General features: G+C 49.4%; 20 protein-coding genes, 1 rRNA gene and 1 pseudogene. 17 read left to right on the top strand and 5 right to left on the bottom strand.

The features are described 5' to 3' along the window. Positions 1-149 precede the first annotated feature (149 nt). Positions 150-1,457: pseudogene (locus tag ACLB09_RS06755) on the top strand (glycosyl hydrolase family 8); the annotation flags it as partial. Between the two features lie 21 nt (positions 1,458-1,478). Next, on the top strand, positions 1,479-1,883 hold the full coding sequence (locus ACLB09_RS06750) for a discoidin domain-containing protein (protein ID WP_410770043.1): 405 nt from the start codon (positions 1,479-1,481) through the stop codon (positions 1,881-1,883). A 75-nt stretch (positions 1,884-1,958) separates the two neighbouring features. On the opposite strand, the gene ACLB09_RS06745 is transcribed toward ACLB09_RS06750, so the two are convergent. Together ACLB09_RS06745 and ACLB09_RS06740 are read right to left on the bottom strand one after the other, a co-directional pair. Beyond that, positions 1,959-2,762, bottom strand: a complete 804-nt coding sequence (locus ACLB09_RS06745; RefSeq protein WP_410769040.1) for a helix-turn-helix domain-containing protein — start codon at positions 2,760-2,762, stop codon at positions 1,959-1,961. A gap of 201 nt (positions 2,763-2,963) precedes the next feature. Continuing rightward, positions 2,964-6,323 (bottom strand): DEAD/DEAH box helicase, encoded by a 3,360-nt coding sequence (locus ACLB09_RS06740; protein ID WP_410769039.1) that lies wholly within the window; start codon positions 6,321-6,323, stop codon positions 2,964-2,966. 252 nt (positions 6,324-6,575) lie between these two features. Here ACLB09_RS06740 and ACLB09_RS06735 point away from each other — a divergent pair, with 252 nt between their 5' ends. The 8 genes from ACLB09_RS06735 to ACLB09_RS06700 all read left to right on the top strand — a co-directional run bounded on the left by ACLB09_RS06735 (position 6,576) and on the right by ACLB09_RS06700 (position 15,230). Beyond that, positions 6,576-7,556, top strand: coding sequence for an aldo/keto reductase (locus ACLB09_RS06735; protein ID WP_410769038.1), 981 nt, complete (start codon positions 6,576-6,578; stop codon positions 7,554-7,556). A gap of 811 nt (positions 7,557-8,367) precedes the next feature. After that, positions 8,368-9,135: a MerR family transcriptional regulator gene (locus ACLB09_RS06730; RefSeq protein ID WP_410769037.1), complete on the top strand. Its 768-nt coding sequence runs from the start codon at positions 8,368-8,370 to the stop codon at positions 9,133-9,135. 140 nt (positions 9,136-9,275) lie between these two features. After that, positions 9,276-10,664 carry a protoporphyrinogen oxidase gene (hemG, locus tag ACLB09_RS06725; RefSeq protein WP_410769036.1) on the top strand — a complete coding sequence of 463 codons (1,389 nt, stop codon included), beginning with the start codon at positions 9,276-9,278 and terminating at the stop codon, positions 10,662-10,664. 373 nt (positions 10,665-11,037) lie between these two features. Continuing rightward, positions 11,038-11,994 (top strand): glycosyltransferase family 4 protein, encoded by a 957-nt coding sequence (locus tag ACLB09_RS06720; RefSeq protein WP_410769035.1) that lies wholly within the window; start codon positions 11,038-11,040, stop codon positions 11,992-11,994. 25 nt (positions 11,995-12,019) lie between these two features. Continuing rightward, entirely contained in the window at positions 12,020-12,604 is a 585-nt protein-coding gene (locus ACLB09_RS06715) for a class I SAM-dependent methyltransferase (RefSeq protein WP_410769034.1), read from the top strand. 3 nt (positions 12,605-12,607) lie between these two features. Further along, positions 12,608-13,729 (top strand): class I SAM-dependent methyltransferase, encoded by a 1,122-nt coding sequence (locus tag ACLB09_RS06710; RefSeq protein ID WP_410769033.1) that lies wholly within the window; start codon positions 12,608-12,610, stop codon positions 13,727-13,729. Between the two features lie 33 nt (positions 13,730-13,762). Beyond that, a complete protein-coding gene (locus ACLB09_RS06705; RefSeq protein ID WP_410769031.1) occupies positions 13,763-14,458 on the top strand; it encodes a galactosyltransferase-related protein in 696 nt (231 codons plus the stop codon). Between the two features lie 22 nt (positions 14,459-14,480). Then, positions 14,481-15,230, top strand: coding sequence for a glycosyltransferase (locus tag ACLB09_RS06700; protein WP_410769030.1), 750 nt, complete (start codon positions 14,481-14,483; stop codon positions 15,228-15,230). Positions 15,231-15,341: 111 nt separating this feature from the next. Here ACLB09_RS06700 and ACLB09_RS06695 read toward each other — a convergent pair whose 3' ends face one another. Further along, complete coding sequence (locus ACLB09_RS06695) at positions 15,342-17,972, bottom strand: glycosyltransferase (RefSeq protein ID WP_410769029.1); 2,631 nt, start codon at positions 17,970-17,972, stop codon at positions 15,342-15,344. 201 nt (positions 17,973-18,173) lie between these two features. Between ACLB09_RS06695 and ACLB09_RS06690 the strand changes: the two genes are divergently transcribed. Both ACLB09_RS06690 and ACLB09_RS06685 read left to right on the top strand, forming a co-directional pair. Beyond that, entirely contained in the window at positions 18,174-18,935 is a 762-nt protein-coding gene (locus ACLB09_RS06690; RefSeq protein WP_410769028.1) for a hypothetical protein, read from the top strand. A gap of 32 nt (positions 18,936-18,967) precedes the next feature. Continuing rightward, the gene (locus ACLB09_RS06685) at positions 18,968-19,171 is read left to right on the top strand and encodes a hypothetical protein (protein ID WP_410769027.1); all 204 of its coding nucleotides are present in this window, start codon (positions 18,968-18,970) and stop codon (positions 19,169-19,171) included. A 1-nt stretch (position 19,172) separates the two neighbouring features. On the opposite strand, the gene ACLB09_RS06680 is transcribed toward ACLB09_RS06685, so the two are convergent. Together ACLB09_RS06680 and ACLB09_RS06675 are read right to left on the bottom strand one after the other, a co-directional pair. Next, a complete protein-coding gene (locus ACLB09_RS06680) occupies positions 19,173-20,489 on the bottom strand; it encodes a glycosyltransferase family 2 protein (RefSeq protein ID WP_410769026.1) in 1,317 nt (438 codons plus the stop codon). Between the two features lie 152 nt (positions 20,490-20,641). Further along, a complete protein-coding gene (locus ACLB09_RS06675; protein WP_410769025.1) occupies positions 20,642-21,871 on the bottom strand; it encodes an aminopeptidase in 1,230 nt (409 codons plus the stop codon). A 206-nt stretch (positions 21,872-22,077) separates the two neighbouring features. Between ACLB09_RS06675 and ACLB09_RS06670 the strand changes: the two genes are divergently transcribed. The 5 genes from ACLB09_RS06670 to ACLB09_RS06650 form a co-directional block, all read left to right on the top strand. Beyond that, the gene (locus ACLB09_RS06670) at positions 22,078-22,344 is read left to right on the top strand and encodes a hypothetical protein (protein WP_410769024.1); all 267 of its coding nucleotides are present in this window, start codon (positions 22,078-22,080) and stop codon (positions 22,342-22,344) included. Between the two features lie 50 nt (positions 22,345-22,394). Continuing rightward, the gene (locus ACLB09_RS06665; RefSeq protein WP_410769023.1) at positions 22,395-22,820 is read left to right on the top strand and encodes a VOC family protein; all 426 of its coding nucleotides are present in this window, start codon (positions 22,395-22,397) and stop codon (positions 22,818-22,820) included. A 179-nt stretch (positions 22,821-22,999) separates the two neighbouring features. After that, on the top strand, positions 23,000-23,521 hold the full coding sequence (locus ACLB09_RS06660; protein ID WP_410769022.1) for a TetR/AcrR family transcriptional regulator: 522 nt from the start codon (positions 23,000-23,002) through the stop codon (positions 23,519-23,521). A 72-nt stretch (positions 23,522-23,593) separates the two neighbouring features. Then, on the top strand, positions 23,594-24,562 hold the full coding sequence (locus tag ACLB09_RS06655; protein ID WP_410769021.1) for an NAD-dependent epimerase/dehydratase family protein: 969 nt from the start codon (positions 23,594-23,596) through the stop codon (positions 24,560-24,562). A 579-nt stretch (positions 24,563-25,141) separates the two neighbouring features. Continuing rightward, a 16S ribosomal RNA gene (locus tag ACLB09_RS06650) occupies positions 25,142-25,266 on the top strand; the annotation flags it as partial.

The following is a 25,266-nucleotide window of genomic DNA, read 5'->3' as shown; positions in this document are numbered from 1 at the left end:
CGATACCGCAATTTACAAACATTCCGGATGAACGTGAACATTAGGTGTTTTTATTTTTCAATAATTGTAATAAGATACCTTTATAGGACATCCTTGCTAACACATGTTCCGCTAGTGTAGTTCAATTATTTACTACTCAAGGAGGAATGATCATGCATTTAACAAGGACGAAAACAAGTATCGCCGGAAATCGCCGTAAAAAACCGCGCCTTAGATCGAAACTGCTTCTAATGTTGACCGTACTCGCGCTTTTGTCCCCGACGGGTTCCATAATTCCCGCTCAAGACGCTTATGCTGCCGGAACCGGCAAACCTTTTCCCCAGCAAGTCAATTACCCCGGAATGATCAAGCCCAGCCATGTCACCCAGAGCGCCATGAACCAATCCGTTTCCTCTTATTATGACTATTGGAAATCGACTTATCTTAAAAACAATCTGACGTCTCTGCCTGGCGGATATTACGTGAAGGGCGACATTACGGGCGACCCTGACGGTTTTACCGCTTTAGGCTCTTCGGAAGGACAAGGTTATGGAATGATCATAACGGTCTTGATGGCTGGACATGATCCGAATGCCCAAACGATTTTCAACGGCTTGTTTAAAACAGCAAGGGCTTACAAAAGTTCGGGCAATCATAATCTGATGGGTTGGGTCGTTGCGGATAACGTACAAGCTCAAGGCCATTTCGGTTCGGCTACCGATGGCGATCTGGACATCGCCTACTCTTTAATTTTGGCGCATCAGCAATGGGGATCGGATGGAGCCGTCAATTATTTGGCTGAAGCCAAGAAAATGATTACGGACGGGATCAAGGCGAGTTACGTAACCACGAACTACAGACTGAATCTTGGTGATTGGGATTCCAAAGATGCGCTGAATACGCGGCCTTCGGATTGGATGCTGAGTCATTTTCGTGCGTTTTATGAAGTGACGGGAGATCCGGCCTGGATTCAAGTCATCGATAATCTTTACTCGGTGTATGATCAGTTCACGGCCGCCTATTCTTCTTCGACCGGACTAATCTCCGATTTTGTGGTCGACAACCCGCCCAAACCGGCACCGGAGTGGTATCTCGATGAATTCAAAGAGACAAATCAGTATTACTATAACGCCGGCCGCTTTCCGTTAAGAATCGTAATGGATTATGCATTTTACGGTGATTCGAGAGGCAAGACTGCGGCCGATAAGTTGTCGGCATGGATCAAAACCAAGGCCAACGGCTCGCCGGCTAATATTAAAAACGGGTATAAAATGAACGGCACCGCCATCGGCGACTATGCCACCGCGGTTTTTGTATCTCCGTTTATTTCCGCATCTGCTGCGAACAGTCCCAACCAGGCATGGGTGAATGCAGGTTGGGATTGGATGAAGAACAAAAAAGAGGACTATTTCAGCGATACTTACAATTTGCTGAATATGTTGTTTATATCCGGGAACTGGTGGGTTCCAACAGCCGAAACGCAACCCCCGGTCACTAATTTGGCCTTGAATAAGCCGGCCGTTTCCAGTTCGATCGAAGGGACCGGATTTGAAGCGGACAAAGCTTTTGACGGAAATCTCATGTCACGATGGGCCAGCAATGAAGGAAGCGATCCGGAATGGATTTATGTCGATCTGGGCAGCGTTCAAAATATTTCGGCGGTTAAACTGCGGTGGGAGGCGGCTTACGCCATACAGTATAAAATCCAAGTTTCAAGCGATACAGGGTCAAGTCCGGTCAACTGGACCGATGTGAATACGACGACGAACGGGGACGGGGGCGAGGATAACATCACTTTCGCTCCGCAAAATGCGCGTTTCGTCAGAATGTTCGGAACAGTAAGGGGAACGCCTTACGGTTACTCGTTGTACGAGTTTGAGGTATATTCTACGGCGACACCATGATTGCTTATTAATAGAAGAAGCCGGGTCGTCTGACGATCCGGCTTTTCTTTATTTTGATATGAAGTCATCGATCAATCAGACCTGAAGGCCTCCGCGAAAATGAGAAGGGGATAGCCCCGTAACTTTTTTGAACATTTTGGAAAAAAGCAATGGATCGCCATATCCGACGGAACGGGAAACATCCGCTATGGATAGGCTGCGGTTACCCAGCAGCTCGCAGGCTTTGTTCATCCGGAATTGCAGCAAATATTTTTGCGGTGACACGCTCATTTTCTCTTTGAACAGGGTAGAAAGATAAACGCGGTCTATACCGACGATCCGGGCGATTTCAGAAATGCTAACCGGGTTGTAATAGTTCATGCGGATATATTCGATCGATTGATTCACGTAGCGTTCTTTGGAAGAAGACGAGTTCTCCGGTCTATGAGGGACCATCATATTATCCAGCCAATCGGAAAAAAAACGGTAAAGAGTACTTTGAAGGGCCAGTCCATGAAGATTCTTCTTCCTGCAAGCTGTATCAAATTCGTGCAGATAGGTATCGAACCAGGACGGCTGGGAAAATTCGAACACGGGGTTGTCTCTGTCCAAACGGGCATTCTCCAGCAAGGTTTCGGCATCACGGCCTTCAAATGCAATCCAGGAGTACACCCAGGGATCGTTGTCATCCGCCTTCATAAAACAAATCATCTCGGGGTAGACTGCAAAACCTTGTCCCTTTTCCAAACAGTAAATTTGCCCGTTAAAGTGATATTCGCCTCGTCCTTCGTGAATAAAAAGCAACTTGTACTGCTCCTTGATTCCGGGTCCCCAGAAGTAGGCCGGTTCGCAATGCATTTTTCCGTGATAGCAGTAAGAAATCTGGTATTGTGCTTCCATGTGGAGCTCCTTTATCCCGTGAAATATTACATAATGACATGAAGAACAAACATCCCGACATTCAATAATTCTATCATCAGGAAGTATAATCGGAAAGAAGGTTCATTGATTTGTCCATTATTGTAACATGTAATTGTTCAGGGCAATGTGAAAGGCAATGATTTCATTCAGGACAAAAAAGCCCTCCGAAGAGGGCAGGCTTCAAATCATCAGAATGTCGCGGATTTCCTGTTCCGTCAGCGTCGATACGGATTCCCGTCCCGGCTGGATGATTTCATCGATCAGATCTTTCTTTTTTTGCTGAAGCTCAAACATTTTTTCTTCGACGGTATCTTCGGTTACAAGACGAATGACGTGGACGATATTTTTTTGCCCGATCCGATGGGCCCGGTCAGCCGCTTGCTGCTCGACTGCAGGATTCCACCACAGATCGTAAAGAATGACGGTGTCCGCTCCGGTCAGGTTCAGACCGGTTCCTCCGGCCTTCAAGGAAATCAGGAACAAATCGCGTTCCCCGTCGTTAAATCTGTTGCACAATTCCACGCGCTCGGCGGAGTGGGTTTTGCCGTCAAGATAGAAGAAGGGTACGCCTTTATAACCAAGTTCTCTGCCGATCAGACCGAGCATTTCGGTGAACTGCGAGAAAATCAGCAGTCGTTTTCCGGCGCTAAGAGCCTCCTCGACGACTTCCAGCAATTGCTCAAATTTGGCGGAGCTGCCCTCGTAGTTCTCAACAAAAAGAGCCGGATGGCAGCACAATTGGCGCAGCCGGGTTAGTCCGGCCAAAATACGGATGCGGTTCCTCTGGAAGCCGTCCTCCTCGTTCAAATGTTTGAGCGTATCTTGCTGCAACTTGGCCAGATATGCGGCGTACAGCTTCTTTTGATCCGGGAGCAGCTCGGAAGCCTGCACGGATTCAATCTTTTCGGGAAGCTCCTTCAGCACGTCGGTTTTTAAGCGGCGAAGCAGGAACGGTGTGATCATCTTGGCGACTTGCTCCCGGCTTAATTCGTTGAACTGTCTGCGGTTTTGAAATAAAGCCGGGAATACCGCATCAAAAATCGACCATAATTCTTCCAGTGTATTCTCGATCGGCGTACCGGTCAGGGCGAAACGATGTTTGGCCTGAAGCGCTTTGACCGCTTGCGCCGTCTGTGTCGTATGGTTCTTGAAGGTTTGGGCTTCATCCAGAAAAAGCGTATGAAACGATTTGGCGGCAAACTGTTCGACGTCCATGCGCAGCAGCGGGTAAGAGGTGATCACTACATCCGCATTCTCCGAGTTGTTAATGATGCGGAGACGGTCTGACTTGCTGCCGTCGGCAATGATGCTGCGGATTTCCGGTGCGAACTTTTTAAGCTCGTTGCGCCAGTTGTATACCAGCGAAGCAGGGGCTACGATGATGGCCGGCAGCTTCTGGGCGCGGATTTCCGGCAATACGGAAACAAGAAACGCAATGCTTTGGAGCGTTTTGCCGAGCCCCATGTCGTCGGCCAAAATCCCTCCGAACCGGTACTTTGCGAGCATTTTCATCCATTGGAAGCCATAGGTTTGATAATCGCGCAGCACTGGCACTAACCGGTCTGGAACCGGAAAATCCAGATTGTCCGGATTTTTAATATGATGCAGGAGTTGGCGGAAGCTTTTTCCCAGCTTGATGACATTGCCGTAACGCTGTTCATCCAACAGATGCAGCCCGCGGGTCACCGGTACGCGAAAGCCCGTCCCGTCTTCGATTAAGCGATGCGGCCCGATATCGTTCATGAAATTGATGATCTGCTTGAACTCTTCGCTCTCCAGCGGCATCAGCGCACCTTCGGGCAACCGGTAGTATTTTCGTTTGACTTCCAATGCCTGCACAATTCCACGGATGTCCTGCTCGGAAATGCCGCCCAAGTCGAATTTTATTTCCAGCCAGTCTGTCCGTTCGTCCATTTGGACTGAAACTTTCGGCGGCGAGGAGACCGGGCGGATTCTGACTTTGACCGCCGATGTGGCGTAAACATCAAGCATTCTCTCCAGTCTGGGGACGACATGCATCAGAAAATCGTATTCGGCGTCTTCATCATCCAGAAAATAACCGCTTTCTGTTTTCGTAAAGGAACTTTCGTCCATCAAATCCAGAATGCTGCGTTCCTGATCGTCATCGCGCAGCAGGATCAAATCGGTACCGCGCACGACGCCTTCCTCCAGGGGATTAAGCACAATATCCCCGTATTGGAATTCAAGGCCGGCCAGCAATCTGTTGCGTAACCGGTCCAGGTACAACCGGGCTTTCAGCGGCGTCCGCACCATGCGGTCGGCCACCGACTCCGCAATCGTTACGTTGCCAAGCTTCATGAGGCCGGGCAGCACTTTTTGCATAAACGGTTCGATTTGCTCTGCAGCAATATGAATATGATGTCTGCGCGAAGCATCCAGCATGCTCTTCATCTCGGCCAGCCGACGGCAGCCGTCTTCCGGCAGCTTCAACAGGACTCCTCCGGAAAGAACCAGTCCGTACGCTTCGAGAATCGTTAGCTCGTCCAAACCCTGTATGCCGAGCCGGTAACCATCCTCCTCGGATGGATCGAAGCAGTAATGAACAGGAAGCGGCTCATCGGACAAGGTCATGTTCCATGTCCGTCCAGGTCCTAGATCAAGTTTCACGGAGGAGGCAGCCATTAGTTTATGCAACAGCGCACCCCAGGCATAAGGGGGAAGGGTTAGCATCCGGTCGTCGCCGGATCGTCTTCCCGGGTATCCGTGCTTAGGGGAACTCTCCCGATAAAGCTGTTCATTGCGCGAGATGGTGACCAACTGACGGATGATGTCATCATCGTTTATTTCAAAGCTATGAAGGTCAGGGTCATACGAGAAATGTTCGGAAAAGAGATACGGCTGACCTGCATCCATTTTTTCGAGAAATTCCCGGATCTGTTTAACGATATAAAGTCGTTTGTTACCGATTTTCAGCTCAAGTCCGAGTAAATGCTTGCCTACACCATAAGGAACCGGCTTTAAAATAAACTCCGTTTGCAGACGGGTGCGGGAATCGAACCGGGTTTCCCTGCGGAGCCGCCGCGAAGTTTTGGGGTCGAAGAGCCCCATCATATCCCGGGTCAGCCAGACGTCGCGGGTTGAACCGCCTGCCTTGCGCGAAAATGAGTCGCCGGACTTCGAATCGGCGGGTTGGCCGGTCAGGTTGGTTTGGGTGCTTGCCAAGAACGAAGGAGCTGAGGGCCTAGGTTCCGGATGCAGTAAAGATACGGAATGTACGGGATCGAAGGAGCCGTTCTGCATTTCGTGAATGCCTAGTAAGGCGGCGGCAATATGCTGGCAGTAGTTGTTATAGGACACGAATGCCGGACAGTTGCACTCCGCGGTAACGTCTCCGTTGAGATCTATGTGTACATATACGCGGTAAAAATCGGTTCCGTGCACCACAGCCTGATATTGGCCGGATTCCGGATCGGTATGCGTAAAGCGAACTTTTTTTTGACGGAAATAAGCTTCGCCCCGGTCATAAGAAATTCGGCCGCAAAGCAATTTAATAATCCGCTGCGTTAAGGTTGAACTCATGGTTTACCTTCCTGAATACAAAAATTTTGGCTATATTTCATGATACCAGAATGTGAGCGAGATGGAAGGGTGGTGATGTATTCGTAAAATCGAGAAGTTATGAAAGCTGTTTACTAGAAGTTAAGTGCAGGCTGGGATTAGGGTGAAGGACAAGCTTTGCTAAAGTGAAGACAACGGAAGATTTTACACATGAACGATAGTAACGCTAGAGCCGCTATTAAGCACCTAAATAGATGAAGGAGTGACGAACGGATGCAATACAGTTATTTGGGAAGATCCGGATTAAAAGTGAGCAAATTGTGCCTGGGGACGATGAATTTCGGTGTGGATACGGAAGAGAGCGAAGCGTTTAAAATCATGGACGCCGCCCTCGATGCGGGGATCAATTTTTTCGATACCGCCAACATTTACGGATGGGGAGAAAATGCCGGCAGAACGGAAGAAATCATTGGTAAATGGTTTGCTCAAGGTGGCGGACGCCGGGAAAAGGTTGTTTTGGCGACGAAGTTTAACGGAGAGATGAACGATGAAAACGATGGACCGAACAATGCGGCAGGCCTATCTTCCTACAAGATGCGACGGCATTTGGAAGGTTCGCTCCGCCGGCTTCAAACCGACCACATCGAGCTTTATCAAATGCACCATGTGGACCGGAACGTGTCGTGGGACGAGTTATGGGAAGGATTTAACATTGCGCTCTATCAAGGCAAAATCGGGTATGTCGGCTCCAGCAATTTCGCCGGACGCGATTTAGTGAAAGCGCAGTATGAAGCGAAAGCAAAAGGGATGCTCGGCCTGATCTCCGAGCAGCATAAATTCAGCCTGCTCTGCAGACTGCCGGAGCTGGAAGTGCTCCCGGCCGCCGAAGAGCACGGCATCGGCGTCATCGCCTGGAGCCCGCTGGACGGCGGCCTGCTGGGCGGCCATGCGCTGAACCCGCTTCCGGGTTCGAAGCGGGCGAATAATCCGGCGCGCGTCGAGAGTCACCGCGCCCAGCTGGAAGCGTTCGAGCAGCTGTGCCGCGAACTCGGCGAAAGCGAAGCGAACGTCGCGCTGGCGTGGACGCTGACGCGTCCGGCGATGACCGCGCCGATTATCGGGCCGCGCACCCTGGAGCAGCTGGAAACCGCGCTGCGCGTCGTCGACATCAAGCTCGGAGAGGCCGAGCTGAAGAAGCTGGACGAGATCTTCCCCGGGCCCGGCGGAGAGGCCCCTCAAGCGTACGCCTGGTAAGCCGCTTTAATAGCACAGGCTGATGGGTGATCATCGCTGGATCGTCGCAAGTTCATCGAAGGGTCATCGCAAAAATTTTGCGGGATCCTTGCTTGCCTAGCTTGCAGCAGGTTTATATCACTTTGGGAATCCTATCCTGGTCAAACGGGATGGGATTTCTTTAATATGGGGCCGATTATCATCAACATCGGCTGTTTCTTGGTAGTTAGGAATTCTAACGGACATGAGAGACGTTAAATCGTGTTTAATCGCCCTTTTTGAAATCTAACGGACACCAGAGACCTAAAAAGGGTGAGAACTATCCTTTTTGGACGCATAGCAAGCAATTAAGGTCTCCTGTGTCCGTTAGATTTTCAAATATGCGTTTTTGGGTACTTTAAGGTCTCTCATGTCCGTTAGCCCGGAGACTGGATGCATCCGGGATTAGTGAACGATAAATCCGACAGGAGCAATAAAGTGCATCGGAGTAAATAAAGCCCACCAAAGTAACTAGCCGCATCAGAGCAACAAAGCGCATCAGTGTAATAAACCGCACTAGAGTAAGTATCCAAACGAAGCAACTAAGCCTGCCTAAGCTACAACAGTACATCCATGTAACTGACTGCCCCAATGCAACTTAGCCACACCAGAGTAACTAAACGCCTAAAGAACCAATGCGTATTCATTTCCCTCGTACGCCGGAGAAAAGTGTATATTATCGCCGGAATCTGAACTTGGTGCGAAAATAACATTGTTTAAGGGTAAATTTATAAAAAGGGTTGACCTTAACGTTGCGGCAAGGTGTACATTGGGGATGTCAGGAGGCGAAGACATGGAATATACGGTTCAGAAGCTGGGACGTCTTGCGGGAATTAGCACCAGAACGTTGCGGTACTACGATGAAATTGGCATTCTCAAGCCGGCGAGGATGAGTTCATCCGGGTACCGGATCTATGGTCAGGCGGAGGTGGACCGGCTGCAGCAAATTTTGTTCTACCGGGAACTTGATTTTCCCTTGGAACAAATTAAGGCCATCGTCACCGATCCCCGCTTTGACGGAACCCGGGCGCTAATCGAACACCGTGAGCGGCTCCTGGACAGGAAAAAGCAACTGGATGCACTAATTGCGAATGTGGATAAAACGATCGCTATGAATGAAGGGAGAATAACTATGTCGGATAAAGAAAAATTTGATGGCTTCAAGCAGAAGCTGATCGACGAGAACGAAGAGAAGTACGGAGCAGAAATCCGCGAGAAATACGGCAATGAGACGGTCGACAAATCGAATGACAAGTTAAAAAATATGACCAAGGCGGAGTATGAGGAAGTGCAGGCGCTGGAAAAAGAGATGTTTGCCGCCCTGGAGGAAGGGATGCAAACCGGCGATCCGGCCGGAGCCTCAGCCCAAAAGGCCGCAGATCTGCATCGCCAATGGCTAACGTTTTACTGGGATCAATACTCCAAGGACGCGCACGCGGGTTTGGCGCAGATGTACGTGGCCGATGAGCGTTTCAAAGCTTACTATGATGACCGGGCCCGGCCGGGAGCGGCTGAATTTCTGCGCGATGCCATTTTGATCTATACCGGAGCTGAAAATTAATCCATCCGAAAAACCCGGCTATATCAGGCCGGGTTTTCTTTTCAATGACATTCCTTCACGTGTCATTGTTTCCGCATAGGCAATTAGGGTATCATATTAATTAGTATGTGAAACAGTTCTCTAATCGAGGTGGAAGGGTATTGAAAACAGTCGTTATTGTTGGCGGGGGAATTACGGGTCTTTCCGCGGCCTATTACTTAAATCGCCAGATTGAGGAGCGGAAGCTGGATGCCCGCATCGTGGTTGTGGAATCTTACGGGAATTTAGGCGGAAAAATCAATACTATATCACGGGACGGATTCTTCATGGAAGCTGGTGCCGACTCCATGGTGACAAGAAAACCCAACATGGATCAACTTGTTGATGAACTGGGCTTGCGTGAGGAAGTTGTCTATAATGCGACAGGCAAATCGTACATATATACGGAAGGCAAGCTAAAACTGATTCCTGAAGAGGCTGTATTCGGGATTCCGCTCAGTCTGGAATCGTTAGCGGGCAGCGAGCTTATCTCGGCCGAAGGCAAGGTTGAAGCGCTGAAAGATTTTTATACGCCAAACGATGGGAAATTCACGAAAAACGATTCGGTCGGCTTGTTTCTTGAAGCGTTTCTCGGTACGGAAATCGTGGAAAAGCAAATCGCTCCGGTTCTGTCGGGAGTTTATTCCGGCAAATTGAATGAGCTGACGATCGCCTCAACGCTGCCCTATCTGCTGGACTATAAAAACAAATACGGCAGTATTATAAAGGGGCTGGCTGAAAACCGGCAAGTCTTTAAAGGAAAAGGAGACCGCAAGTTTTTCTCCTTCCGAAACGGGGTTTCGGCTTTGGTCGACAAGATGCATAGCGAGCTTCCCAAGGCGGAATTTATCATTGGCATCGGGGCCGAAACGATCACCAAGACCGGAAAGCAATATAATATTGTTCTATCCGATCAAAGAGAGCTAACCGCGGACTTCGTTGTACTGGCCACGTCCCATTCTGCGGCCCAGTCCATCCTCGGCGACCATGAACTGAACGAAGATTTCAACGAGTTGAAAAACAGTTCGATGATCAGCGTATACCTCGGGTTTGACATTCCCGACGAAAAACTGCCGGTAGACGGAACCGGATTCATCGTCTCGCAGTCGGATAACGTCGTTTGCGACGCTTGCACCTGGACCAGCCGGAAGTGGAAGCACACCTCGGCGGAAAGCCGTCTGTTGGTGCGGTTATTTTATAAGAGCTCGGGGCCGTCTTTTGCCAAGCTAAAGGACATGTCCAAGGAAGAACTGATGCAGGTTGCGCTTGATGATATCCGAAACAGTCTCGGAATCGAGGCTGCCCCGGTTACGCATCTCGTGACCAAGTGGCTGGATGAAATGCCGAATTACCATATCAAGCACCATGAACTGGTTAAGTCTTTGGAACAGAAAATGGCTGCTTCTTATCCGGGCGTTTATTTGGCGGGCTGCTCCTATTACGGCGTCGGCATTCCTGACTGCATCGCGAACGGGGAAAAAACGGCGGCGCGGATTGCCGGAAAATTGTGATTCACCGCCATACAGACGGGTATATATAAGATAAGTGGGAAGTGGTAATGATCATACAGCAAAAACGGATGTCATGATGCATGGATCCGGAAAGGCAGTTGATTCACCATGAACTCTCTTGGAAAAAGAAAGAGACGAAAGAAATTGCTTCGTTTCTTATCAGGTAGAGTACCCTAGCAATTGGAAAATTGCTTAACCTTAAATATCGCTTCCCACAAACAGAGGGCTCACGCGGTTTCCAAACCGCGGGGCCTTCTTTTTTGCGCAAATGGACAAATTCATCAATTTCGCCGCTCCCGTAACTTGGGGAGGAATGCTCGAATATGATCAAATAAGGCGATAGAGAGGGTTCAGCCGGAGGTGAAGCTACGCAATGAAAAAAGATCTGATGATTTATGATGTGGACTGGTGGATCTTGGGCAAGCACGCAAAAATACTTCAACAGCATCATCCCGCGTTGGATATTATATCCGCCCGCGAATTGGACGATTATTTACAGACCTATGGAAGCGAATCATTGAACTCGAAATATCGAGTGATCTCGGCGATGTGCCTGGGAATGGCGGCTTATGCCCTGTTCAGGAACGTCCGCATCGATTCCTGCGCGGCCGTATCCTATTATTATTTCAGCCGGAACTATGAAACGTTCCGGGAGTGGAGCGATACCCTCATTCCGGATCCCGAGTTTTTAAGGCTGGTCATTCCCCGGATCGGAAGGATCGGGGGCATGAACCGGAAGCTAACGGAAAAGATAAAACAGGTCGCGCCATCCGCCTCGGTTGAATATATCGGCCATTTCGTGGATCATCGTTTATTTTGCCCCGATGACAACATAGGTAAGCCCCAGGATCAAAGACCACTAACCATTGGATGGGCCGGTGACAAGGCCAAAAAGTCCAAAAACTATTTCTCCCTGTATGAACCGCTGCGAAATCATTTTGAGTCCGATCCCGAGGTGGAGTTCAAGGATACGTCAGGTCTCTATGCTTATGAGCAGATGCCTTTGTTCTATCATTCGATTGATTTGCTGCTGATCACGTCGGCGAGTGAGGGCGGCGGGGCGCCGGCACTGGAAGCTTTCGCTTGCGGCAAGCCGGTGCTGTCTACCGATGTCGGCTACGTAAGAGAAGCGGCGCATCGAGATGCTCATGGGCTTATTCTCCGCAGCGACGATCCGGTGGATTTTATGAACGTCATTAATTTCTATAAAGAGAAAGACCGGCGTCCGGATTTGCAAGAACTCGGCTTCAAATGCAGAGAAACGATCCAAGCGCATTGGACGATTGAAAAAGCGGCGGGACGTTGGTTAAAGGTGCTGTTCGGAATATAATGCTGCATACGGGAGGACGGAAAGTATGGGGACATCGAATTGGCAAAATCTATCCTATTGCGTCGATCTGATCAGGCAGGTTTCGCCGTCCCGCGTACTCGATGTAGGCATCGGGTTCGGGCGATGGGGGATGATTTGCCGGGAATTTCTGGACGTGTGGCAGGGCAGGGTGCATAGGGAGCAATGGTTGACCGTGATCGAGGGCATCGAAATATTTCCGAAAAATGTAGAAGAATATCATTCTTACTTTTATAACGAAATTCATATCGCCGATGCTTATGAACTATTAACACTACAAAAACTTGCCGGTTTCGATTTAATTATTCTTGGCGACGTGCTGGAACATTTCGATAAACAACGGGCCGTCTCGCTGCTCGAAGCCTGTCTTCGAACCGGGCGATATGTCTTGCTCAACATTCCGATCGGCAATGATTGGCCTCAAGGCAGCGAATACGGCAATGAATACGAAACCCACCGCAGCGAATGGACTATGACTGAGCTGGATCAGTTCCCGGTCACGGCAAAGCGGAAATTCAATGACTATATCAATCGTGAGTTTGCCACGTATCTGTTTCAGGGTCGTCCCCGGATTTCGAACCAGGGGGGATAAGGCATGGACCATTTGGAACACGAACAATTCTCGCAAAAAAACGTTACGGCCGTAGTCCCCGTTGAACTTATATTTACGGATGTGGATGTCCGAACGGCGCACAAGGAACATTTAATTCCGGATTTCACCGAAGCATGGTACGCTCATCACTTATTGTTCTCGGATATCTCGATCATCCGATTAGAACCGCATCGGGTGCTGTTTCGTTATTTGATGGGCGACCCCGCGGCAACGGCCGAGCCTTATTTGGACTGGTACGCCAAAATCCACGAGCTCCGGGGACAAAGCCCGGAACTTGACAATAAGGAGCTGCTGATGCAGCGGCGGATGGAATTTATCAATATGAGGGATTATCTTCAAACCGGATCCTCTTTTTTCGGCGATCATCCGGTTCAGGTCAGTTATCGAACGCCAGGCCGTTTCAATATCCATGACGGACATCATCGTGCCTCATTCCTGTATTGCTCGGGATTGCGGAGAATTCCGGTCAGAATGCCGGAACCGGATTACGAACGCTGGTTAAACGATAACGCTTTATCGGAAACCGAAGCGACGATAGCCCGCCAGCAAAGGAAGCTGTTTTATACTCCGATTCTTCATCCGCAGTTTTATAACGTGCGAAGTGAACGGGATGAAGTGTATAGAACCCGCTTGGATTACATCCTGGAATATATCGGTCCGCGAAATTTGCGGGACAAGAGCGTGTTGGACATTGGTTGCAATACCGGTTACTATTCCCGTCATTTCACTCGTGAAGGAGCAAAAGTGACAGGCATTGAACCGGATTCGTATCATTTCGAGCTCTTGGAGAAGTTGAACCGTCTGGAAAACACTTCTTTCGAACTGCTCACCGAACCTTTGGAAAGATCGCAATTGAGTAATGAATATGAAATCGGCTTGTTACTGACCGTTTTTTACCATTTGATGCGGGATCCCGAGAAACGGGAACCGTTTCTGGCTGCCGTGGACCGGAGCGTTCGCAGTATGCTGTTTTGGGAATCGGGCGATAACGTTGCGGAGGAAAAGAATATGATTCTTAACGCTACGAGTTTTAAAAGTTACGTGAAGCTGGCGGATACATTCGGAACCGGAAAATACCGGGAACTTGGCGTTTTTTTAAAGTAACCATTCGAAGTCAGTCTGGAGGGATGGGACCTTATGTTTCATGAGATATCCGTACTGATACCATACAAACCGGACGACGGGCCTAGAGATCAAGCTTTCCGTTATATAAGGCGGTTCTACGAAAAGATGATGCCGGAAGCGGAATTATGTATCGGGGAAGTAGCCGAGGAGCCTTTCAGCAGATCGCGGGCCATCAACAGGGCGGCGGGGAAGGCCCGGGGCCGCGTATTCGTCATCGCGGACAATGATATTATTTATGACCCGGAATTAATCGCCCAGTCGTTAAAACGGTTGGATGACGATTGCTGGGTAATCCCTTTTTCACAAATTAACAGGTTGTCTCAGACTTATTCGGAACGACTTATCAGGGGAGGAGAACATCCCTGGCCGTTGCAAACCAAGCCTGAAACGAAGCCTGCGAATGCGTCTTATTTTGTCGGCGGAATGAATGTGCTGCTGCGGGAATCCTTTGAAAAAGTCGGCGGGTATGATGAGCGGTTTAGCGGGTGGGGCGGTGAGGATGAGGCGTTTGCCTACGCTTTGGATACACTTGTGGGTAAGCATGTCCGGCTTGACGGGGAGTTGATTCATTTTTGGCACCCCTTCGTCGGACCCGGCGGGAATCCCCATTATCATGATAATTATCTACTTTATCAGCGGTATAAGGCCGCGCTTGGGAATATCATGGAAATGAGCCGGCTTATCCAGGAAAAAAACGACATCAATTAATCCGGAGGAGGGGCAAATACAGATGAAGTTGTCGGTCATCGTACCTGTTTTGAATGAGATCACGTTCGTTCCATTGTATCTGGAGAGCGTAGCTGCATTTGCCGACGAAATCATTATGGTGGACGGGGGCAGCACGGACGGTACGGCGGAACTGATAGTTGACTTGCAGCGTCAATATCCCTTGAAGCTCTTTACCATGCGGCAAACCGGACTTCCTTATACCGATGACTGGAACGAGTCCTTGGTACGTAATTTCCTGATCGATCAGGCAAGCGGGGACTGGATCATGAATCTCGATATCGATGAATTGATGGAAGACCGTTTCCGGGAAGTGTTGCCGGAGCTCATGAACAGGGGAGACGTGGACGTCTATCAGTTCCCGTTCGTCAACTTCTGGAAGGATCCGTGGACCCTGCGGATAAACAGTCCGGGGGATGAGCGCTGGTCTAACGATATTACGAGAATGTGGCGGGCCGGTCGGGGAATCCGGTATCGTGACGAGAAGCATCACTGCACTTTGCAGGGGCCGGGAGGCGTTAACATCTGGAATGTCCCGCGGGCGAGAAGCGATGTAAAGGTATACCATTACCATTATGCGATCGGAAAAAGAATCAAGTTCAATGATAACCGGCGTGGAGACGTGAATCTATTTCAAAATGATGGCGATGCGGATTGGAATTTCACCCATTCCGAATACGCGATCTCGACCGCAACGTTTGTTGGGGAGCATCCGGCGGTTATTCAGCGGTATTTACAGCAGCAATCCAATTAAGAAATGAGAAAAATCAACTAAGCCCTCATCGTCCAGGCGTTATAGATGCCTGATCCGGTGAGGGCTTCATTATTCTTTTGAACAGCTATATTGGACGACGAGTGAATGGACTCATCTCAAAATGGGAGCCGGATTCATGATCATGTCGATTATGGAGGCGGGATCGGAATCAACACAATATTCCAGACCCGGCAATGCGTTGCCGAGTGCGTCGAGTTGATCCGGGGAATAGGCAAGGGAAAAGGCGATTTGCCTTCCGGCGTGGATGGGGTATGCCAACTGCTCCCCGCAGTAGATTACGGTATCGAAATAAGCTTGACTAAACAGATCGACCACATTCGTTAAATACATCTGCGGCCCCGCTTTTCGGATACCTACGATAGGGTGGTTATAATGACGCTGGGCAAAGACAAACAGCATGCAGCATTGGCGGGAGGCCAATTCCCTTACGATGGATTGCCAATGCGACGCGTTAGCCGTCCAGTTTTTCCCTCCAAGCACTAAAATGCTTCGTTGACCGGATTCCTTCAGCCGGGTAGCGACTTTCTCCGGAGTCTCGACCCCATGAAACCAATTTTCCGGTCGTTTGGGATCTCTCCAAGGTTTATTCCATTTTTGTTCAAAATAAGCTTTGTTTTTGTCCCATAATGATCTGTACACTTCCGGCTCCAATTTCCTGATCGTTGCACTGCCGTGATGATAAACAAACGCATCTTCCGCGATCATCAGACGGTATCCGGCTGCTTTGACCCGTTCGCAGTAATCGTCGTCCTCAAACATGCCGATCCCGTACCCGGTGTCGAGCGGTCCAACGGCTTCCCACACTTCTTTTTTCATGGCGACGCAGAAAAATCCGAGCAGATCGGTTTCACGGGATACGCCCTTATGGAATAAATAGTAATCCTGCAGCCAGTTCGGATGGGCGCCCGTGACGGGATCTCCGACAAAATGATCAAGTGCCTGGTCGTTGCCGACAAAGTTGGACATCGGTCCGGACATGCCGACGTCGGGATGTTCCATAAGCGGCCGAAGAAGTCTGGATACCCAGCTTCCGTCCGGAATGATCGTATCGTTGTTGAGCAGAATGAAGTAATCTCCGGTGGCATGCTGGCAGCCCAGGGAATTCCCGGCGGCAAACCCCAGATTGCTCTCGGAGGTGATTACTTGGATCCTTTCATCGCGGATGCTTTGAAGTCGGTTTGGCGTCTGGTCGGTTGAAGCATTGTCGACGATGACAATCTCCAGATTCGGGTAATGCCCGGGGCGAAGCAGGCTGCGAAGGCATTGTTGGGTGTATGGCCAATTATTGTACGTTACCAAGATGATGCTGACTTTGGGGAAAAGATGGAGCTGGATCGCAGTCTGGAGTTCTTCGTAGCGATGTTCCCAGGAATGAAGCTGAGCAAATTGTCTTTTTAACGCCGGTTGTTCCGGTTCGTTAAGCTCCAGAGCTTTCCCGATGGCCTGTTCGAAAGCATCAGGTCCGGAAACCATACTGACAAGATGGGGAGCAACAGCGGTAAGTTCAGGCAGATAGCTCGAAATCACCGGTTTACCGGCAGCCAAATATTCGTACAACTTAACGGGATTGGTTGCCTTGGTCAGCGCGTTTTCCTTAAAAGGAATCAGGGCGGCATCAAAACGGCACAGAAAAGAGGGAAGTCGGTGATAAGGCTGTTCACCGAGCAGCATTACATTGTCCATTCCTTCCACAAGCGAAATGTCACAGCCAAAGGTATGGCCGATTAGCACAAAATTCCAGTCTGGGCGTCTCAAAGCAAGTTCTTGAATCAAGTGGATATCAAACCAGTCCGAGATCGCGCCGTAATATCCGATGACCGGCCCTTTTACCCCCTCCAGTTCGGAAGCAGGCGCGACGCCGATCGCGTTGAAGTGCTGAACGTCCGCCGCATTGCGCAACAGAAATACGGATGAATGAATGGCGCTCAATTTATCGTAAAGCAACTGCGACGATGCCAGAACCAGGTCGGAACTTCGGATCAGCCGATCTTCTTGAAGCAGCATGGAAGGCGAGTTCGTAGAGAATCCGGAATGGTCATCCATGCAGTCGTAAATGATTTTATTTTGTTCCAGGTTCTCGACCAATGGAGTCCAGAAGGGAAGATCGACGATCGAAATCATCTGGGATACGTTGAACTTGGCCTTCACGTGCTCGATGGACCAACGCAGAAAGGTTATATCCTGGGCACTCACTTCATCCTGATACAGGTTCAGCCTGCGGTTTGTGCAGAGAGTGACGAGCCAAACGCCCGGGGCTGCTTTTTTGATTCTTACATAACGGGCCACTTCATCTTTCGTTAACGTTTCCTTCGAAACGGCGGTCATATCGGTTGTAATATAAAAAACGCGCTGTCCGTGTAACGCAAATTGCGTGGAGATTTGTTGCGGCCGTTGCCATCTGAAATCCCAGTCAATCACCGGAAACCGGAAAATATCATACACTCCGGGCTTGGCGGGATATTCGCCCGTGTCGCCAACCAGGGGGCGGTTGGCGCTGAGAGGACGTGGCTCCGCGATTTGCAGTGTGGAAGAGTCCAAGGGGGCAGCAACCGACGGAATCAGTTCGCAGGCCCCAGCCTGCAGCTCGAATTCCAACGGATCAGCCTCTTTTAATGGAGCATGGTCCGCCCGGTACAACGTATTGCTTTTAAGCGGCTTTAGAAATATTGAGTTTCCTTTAGCCGCGTTTTTTTTCCGGGGCCGGTTTTTGGCTTTTTTCAACTGTGCTCTCCTCCCTATGCTATTGTCTATCTACAAAATATGATTCAAATAGGAGTTCCGCTTGGGTAGAATGCCTAACACCTATGTAAATGAATTTGAACAGGGTGTCAGTAGGCCATTTTATTAACTTTAGCTTGGCTGGGTTACCGCTGGGAGGCGGATGACATATGTTACCAGTATCAATAGAAGGAGGTAGGTTAAGTGACGACCTTGTGGGAAAAAGAACGGGTCCCGGACTGCCCGAAACCTGCGTATAAGAAAAAAAGAGGATCCGGAGTAAAAAGAACGAAATTGTGGTCAGTGAAGCTCAGCATTTTGCGGCATAGTTGGCAGAAAAAGTTTGTACGCCTAAAGCTGCAGATTGGCCGTCTCAGCGGAAGCGTGAATCATTTAACATCGCAAGTAAATAATCTGCAAAAACAGGTGGACACGGTTACCGCCCGCATTGGCACTAACCAGCAACCCCCCCCGCCCGTACAGGTCATTCCAAGCCCGCCACCTCTGAATCCGCCGACGGGGCCCGCCAATACGACGATTCAACAAAACTCGAACACAACGAACTCGACGACGGTCCAGCAGTCCGTGACCGAAACTTCCCCGCGAGGCGGAAGCGTGCCTCAGGATACGATTGAGGCCGTAAACGCGCGTATCAGCTCGTTGCATCAATTGGTGGACAGCATTCTCAGACGCATTAACTCGCAACAACAGCAGATTGATGATGCATTAGGCAATATCAGCGCGCTTAGACAACAATTGCAGCAAGTCGGAGGTTCCTATACGGAAGAGTGGGACGCACTAATTGAATCCTTAACGCCGCGATTAAATACCAACATAACGATAGATACCGCCGCTGGCCCCGTATTTGGCACTTTGGTGGCTGTGGGAGAGGATTATATTGAAATACTTGAACCCGACGGAAGCATCGTTCTGATTCCGTTTAGCCAGATACAATCCGTATCATAATCTGACTGAAAATAAGGGAGGGATGATTTACTATGAATTTTGAGGAAAGGCTCGGCGCATTTGTCGGGAGAGTCATAGAGGTCGTATATTCGAATCAATTTATACAAGGCAGACTGCTTCGGGTAGCCAATGGAGTATTTGCAGTACAAGCGGAAAGTTCCAACTATATCCCTGAGCCCAGAGAGGTTACGATATTCACGGAGAACGTAACATTCGTAAGGATTCCGCCAGGATAATTTATGGAGCTAAACCGGATTTCGCCAGCTGATCCAGCATCCAGCTCCGCCAATGACGGTAAGTTTCGAATTGCTGACGGTGAGTAATACTGGTGCTTCGGATCCGCCGGTGGTACAGCGGTTCGGAAACGAAATGAATTTCATGGTGAAGCGCCAATCGGGTCAGAATCTCAAGATCCTCATATAAGCGTCCTTCATAAGGTGCCTCCACATTCCAGCCGGAATGTTCCCGCAAGGTGGAGATTTTGAACATCCGCGGGGCGACCGGCATAGCTTCATCGATTAGGCTTCTGGGGGAAAGCGGGGGAACAGGCAGCTTGATTCCTTTATAAAGCAATTGCTTGTTCATCCGTTCGGTCCATTCCACATGGCCGGCGCAGACGGCTACGGCGTCCGGCCGGTTTTGAGTGGCTTCGAGCAATGTGCCCACGCACGCAGGGGCAAGCCAATCGTCCGCATCCAGTTCAAGAAGCCAATGGCCGCGCGCCTTGTCGAGAGCATAGTTCAAGGCGAGGGCTTTTCCGAAATTCCGCTCAAGCAGATAAGTACGGACTCTCAGGTCTTGAGGCAGCTCTTGAATGACGCTTTTCGTATCATCGGTGGAACCGTCATCGATCACAATGAGTTCCCAGCGGTGAAAAGACTGTGCCATTACGGAACGTACGGCCCAAGGCAGATAAACGCTATCATTATGCGAACAAATGACGATAGTGACAATTGGTTCCTCCGGCAAGGCATCCGTGCCGGCACCGGATGCAGAGGATGATGCCGCTTGTAACAAAGGAAAAAGGAATTTCCATTCTTCCGATTCTTTTTTCCAAAAAGGTGTCTGGACGGGGCTTGAGATTAAGAACTCGCTTCCGATTACCAGCCATTTGTAGCAGCCAGCCAGTTCATACATTTTTTCAAGCAACAGATATCTTTCAAACGGGAAGCAATCTGCTTCCCGAAATCCTGCATTTGGACTAGCCATGACGGCGTCTCTGGACCAAAGCAGCGGACCGCGGGGTATCGGCGATGCCCCGGGTTTCGGGAACGGCAAGTTGTTGGATTGGATGGTTACTCCCGCAACGGTTTCCGTATGATCTTGAAGCAGAGAGATTAATTCTTCGTGCAATTCCTGGCCTACTATTTCTCCAGCCTCAAGCGTAAGGAACCAGGGGTCCCAGGTTATGCTCAGAATGGAATTCATCTGCTCGGCCATTTCCCTCGGTTGGACATGAACGATATCAAGATCCGGAAAGGACATGAGCAGTGAATGTTCGGTAAGCTGCTTAAGGTGCGGCGGGGCATGTCTGGAAAGGATAAACGCGATCATCAAGCATCACCCTTGAATGGTTGGAGTTTACGCTTAAGTATATGCGGCTATGGCCTAAGTGGTCCCTTTGTTTGGAAGTAAAAAAGATCATTGTCTCCATCGATCTCTTGGATCAGGAATGACAATGATCTTTTAATGTTCGGGAGTGTGAATTACACCCAGTTTCCATTCCGAAATACCGGCTCGATCGTACCGTCTAGCAGTTCTCCGTCAATGTCCAGTTCCGCAGAGCCGATCATGAAATCGACATGAGTTAAGCTGACGTTGGCTCCCTTCGCCAAAAGCTCCTCTTTGGAAAGCTTCGTACCTCCCTCGATATTGACAGGATAAGAGCTGCCTAATGCAAAATGGCAGGAGGCGTTCTCATCGATACCTGTATTGTAAAAGATGCGATTCATTTGCGATATCGGCGAGTTATGCGGAACTAGCGCAACTTCGCCAAGATAAGAAGCGCCCTCATCGGTAGCGAACAGTGAGGTGAGGTGCTCTCGGCCGGATTTTGCCGCATAGTCCGTCACTTTTCCGTCTTTGAACGTAAGCTGAATGCCCTCCACCAGCCGTCCGTTCAAATTGAGCGGCAACGTGCTTGTCACAGTTCCATTAACACCCGACCGATGAGGCATAGAATAGATTTCTTCGGTCGGCATATTGGCGACGAAATAAATGCCAGCCTCATTGTTATCGCCACCGCCAAGCCATAGGTGGCCTTCAGGAAGTTCCACTTTCAGATCCGTGCCCGGAGCGCGGTAGTGAAGACTCTTATAGCGCTTGTTGTTCATGTATTCCTGTCTTTGTTTGAGGTCGCGGATATGATCATGCCAGGCGGCAACGGGATCGTTATTGCCTACCCGGTTCATTGAAAATACAGCCTCCCACATGGCTTCAATCCGTTCCTCCTCCGGCAGATCCGCAAAAACGGTGTTCGCCCAGGCCCGGGTCGGTGCTTTGATCAGAGACCAACTTACCTTATTGGTGCGGACGTAACCCTGGAATTTCTCGCGGGCGACAGCCGCCGCCTTGATGGCGGTGGAGACCTTCGTTCCATCCACGCCTTTTAACAGCAACGGATCGGGTACCTTGATATGTAGCAGAGCGCCGCCGCCCTCAGCCAGTTGCTCCATCATATCCGCTTGCCATTTCGGATAATATCCGAAAGAGTCATCCGGAGCTTTTTCGTAACGGATGCGTGAGATCATCTCATCATCCCACTCGACTTGTACATATTTCGCTCCGGCTTCATAAGCTTTGGCAACGATCAGCCGCGTGAACTCCACGGTTTCCAAAGGGGATTGAACGATCAGCACCTGGCCGGGTTGTATGTTTACGCCCACTTTTACGACCAGTTCAGCGTATTTTTCCAATAAAACATCGAAATCTTTCAACGTAATGTCCTCCCTGACAAAATGGTTTATCTAAAGATTATACATGGAAAGAGAATACGGGAGCAAAGACAACGAGCACTTGCAGCGAGGAGTCCGACAGCGGTCAGTATTCAGTCAACGATACTTAAAGAATAATATCCGGGGCTTAGCCACAAATTAGAACCGTAGGAACGAAAAATGAATGACTCATCAAGGAGGCCATGACCGTGCAGAATCCATTTTCCAGCATGCAATCCCAAAATCCGATTTCACTTGCTCAGCAATCCGTGGAGAATGTCCACCGGGCCGTGAAGCAAGCGCAGTCTCATCCTAGCGAAGAAACGGTGCAAAATGCACGCAACGCGCTGCATAAAGCTGAAAAGGCGATTTCCCAAGCCGAAGGACGCATGAACCCGGAGCCGATTGAACGGGCAAAAGAAAGCCTGGAAGAAGATCGTATGAATTTGTCCCAAGTGGAAAATCATTTAACTTAATACGGTGATACCGTGCACAAAATCTTATTCGACCAGGAGAGTGGAATTCATTGGCCGTGCATCTGACCCCTTATTTAACCATGGATGGAAATGCAAAGGAAGCCATCGAGTTTTATCAGCAAGCGTTGGAAGCTAAAATACTCTTTATACAAACGTTTGAGGAAATGCCGGAAAACCCCGAGTTCCCGTTATCTCCCGAAATGAAAGGCCGCATCTCGCACGCCACTTTACAAATAGGGGAGTCAGAACTGATGTTTTCCGACTCATTTCCCGGCCAATCTCCCCAAAGCGGGAATCTGTTGTCCATTTGCGTTACGACGGACAGCCCGGAACAAGCAGGCCGATATTTCGAAGCCTTGAAGCAGGGCGGTAAAGTCGAGATGCCTTTACAGGAAACCTTCTTCAGTCCCAATTACGGAATCGTAGCTGACAAATTCGGCGTGGTGTTTCAAGTCTTCACTAAAGGGCAGCATTAAACAGAGCCGGATATCATCCCTTAATCCGCGGAACGCGCGGATTTTTTTATGGTCAGTTGCAGCGAAATCCAAAATTTTAAATAATCTTGTTGCGGAACCGGTGAAAATGATATAGAATGAATCCATGTTAGTGATTGGTCAATCACTAACTGATTTGAAAGCAGAAGGAGTAATTGGCTATGGCAAAAGGGACTGCTTCCGTTAATCGGCGCACCGATATCGTCAACTCGGCCATCGAAGTATTTGCGGAAATTGGCTATTACCGGGCTACAACTGCCCAGGTTGCAGAGCGTGCGGAAATTTCGCAGCCTTACGTATTTCGCTTTTTCACAAAGGAATCATTGATGGTCGAAGCATTGGAAGTGTCCTTCCAGCGGATTTTACGGGCTTTTCGGAATGTGATCGAGACAACCGGGAAGGAACAACTGGAGACCGGGTTGATCCGGGAATACGAAACGATAATGGATCAGCACCGCAGCGAGATTTTGCTCCAGATGCAAGCCCAGACGATTCGGGAAGAACCGATCCGGAAAGCGATGCAAAAAGGAATGCAGGAAATTCATCAAATGGTGTATGAGGCGTTCCGGGCAGCGGAGATTGGCGACCCGCAGGGTAGAAGCGAGGTTTTCCTGGCCAGAGGTTTGCTGTGTAATGTGTCTATGGCGCTGGAGTTGCCGGAGTTGATGAAGAAAAACAAATAGAGAGAGTAAGCTAAATTTTTTTCATTCAATGTAATTGATCAATCACTAACAAATTGGATAGGAGTGGTTTTTATGAAAAAAGCAATCGTATTGGGGGCTACAGGTGGCGTAGGAAATCCATTGACGGCCGAGTTGGTAAGCAGAGGCGTTCAAACCGTGGCCTTCGGCAGGTCGGAGGATAAATTGAAGGCTTTGGCCAATGAAATCGGGCGTCAAGACTTGCTTCGGCTGGAATTAGGGGACGCGTTTTCTGCAAAGGATATCATCAAGGCGGCGGACGGAGCGGATGTAATTTTTCACAGTGCCAATATCCCCTATCATGAAATGGAATCCCGGCTACTGCCGTTAGGGGAATCCGTAATGACAGCCGCCGAGAAAATGGGAGTAAAGGTCGTGGTTGTGGACGGAATTTATCCTTACGGAAGAAGGACCATGGACAGAGCTACCGAGGATCATCCCAAGTTGCCCCACACCCGGAAAGGAAAAACGCGCCTTGCTTATGAGGAACTGATTTTTAGCAGCCGTTGGCAAAAGGCGAAGCCGCTCATCGTCAGGCTCCCTGATTACTATGGTCCTTCGGCGCAAGCTTCGTATTTGTCACTCACGATGGAGGCGATTGCGGCAGGAAAAAGTACGGCTTTCATCGGAAACATGACGATACCGCGCGAATACGTTTATTTGCCGGATGCGGCACGCATGATCGTGAATATTGCCGAACGGGAAGATTCATACCGGCAAAACTGGCATATCCCGGGACCGGACTTGATTTCCGGACGCGATTTGGTACGCTTTGCCCAGGAAGCCAGCGGAAAACGCAAAGCGGTCTTTCCGATGGGGCGGATCGGCCTAACCATGGCCGGATGGTTTAACCCGGTTATGAAAGAAGTCGTCGAAATGCTCTACTTGACTGAAGATCCCTTCGTACTCAGCGGGGAAAAATATGAGCGTTGCATCGGACCGTTAGTCTGGACGCCACATGAACAAGCGATAGGAGCTACGATTTCCGCACTGAAAAGAACGAATGACGAGTTGAAGGGCTGAGGGTGCATTGAAGATCATGAAGTTGCCCCGGAGGAATAAGTGCCCGGGGCACTGGTTTTTTTACAATTGCATTTATTTCTCCCTAGGATTCGAGTTTGAAGGTGGTTTTTATTACAAGTAGCCATTTGTACGTAGGGGTGGTATGATGAATGTCCGGTTGAGCTAATTCGATAGATGAACAGGCATAATACCATTTGATTCTATCGACTTCATGCTTGAGCGAACCGGACTGGAAATAATTATCACTTGTTATTCGGGAGTATCCGTGGTAAATTATTATTCCGGCCGCAAAAACGGCGGGTTGCTGAATAACTTGGAAAGAAATTCTTCTTGCCAAGATGCAATTGAATGTGATATATTATAAGAGTTGTCGCTGAAACGCAGTGATGAACGAAAACGAAGTTGATCTTTGAAAACTGAACAACGAGTGAGTATTAAATGAGAATTAATTTTCTCGTCAGTTTTTCTAAATGAGCAAGTCAAACACTTTGATGGAAAGCCACTCCCCTTCGGGAGAGTAGATCCTTCCATCTCGGATGAAAAATCCTTCGGTCTCTGATCGAATGATTTGTTCATCCTTTATTGGAGAGTTTGATCCTGGCTCAGGACGAACGCTGGCGGCGTGCCTAATACATGCAAGTCGAGCGGACTAATGGATTCCTTCGGGAATCCGTTGGTTAGCGGCGGACGGGTGAGTAACACGT

The organism is Fontibacillus forbon, from assembly GCF_046559655.1.
Lineage (GTDB): Bacteria > Bacillota > Bacilli > Paenibacillales > Paenibacillaceae > Fontibacillus.
The sequence above is the reverse complement of the archived record's forward strand: the minus strand, read 5'-3'. Positions and strand labels throughout refer to the sequence as shown.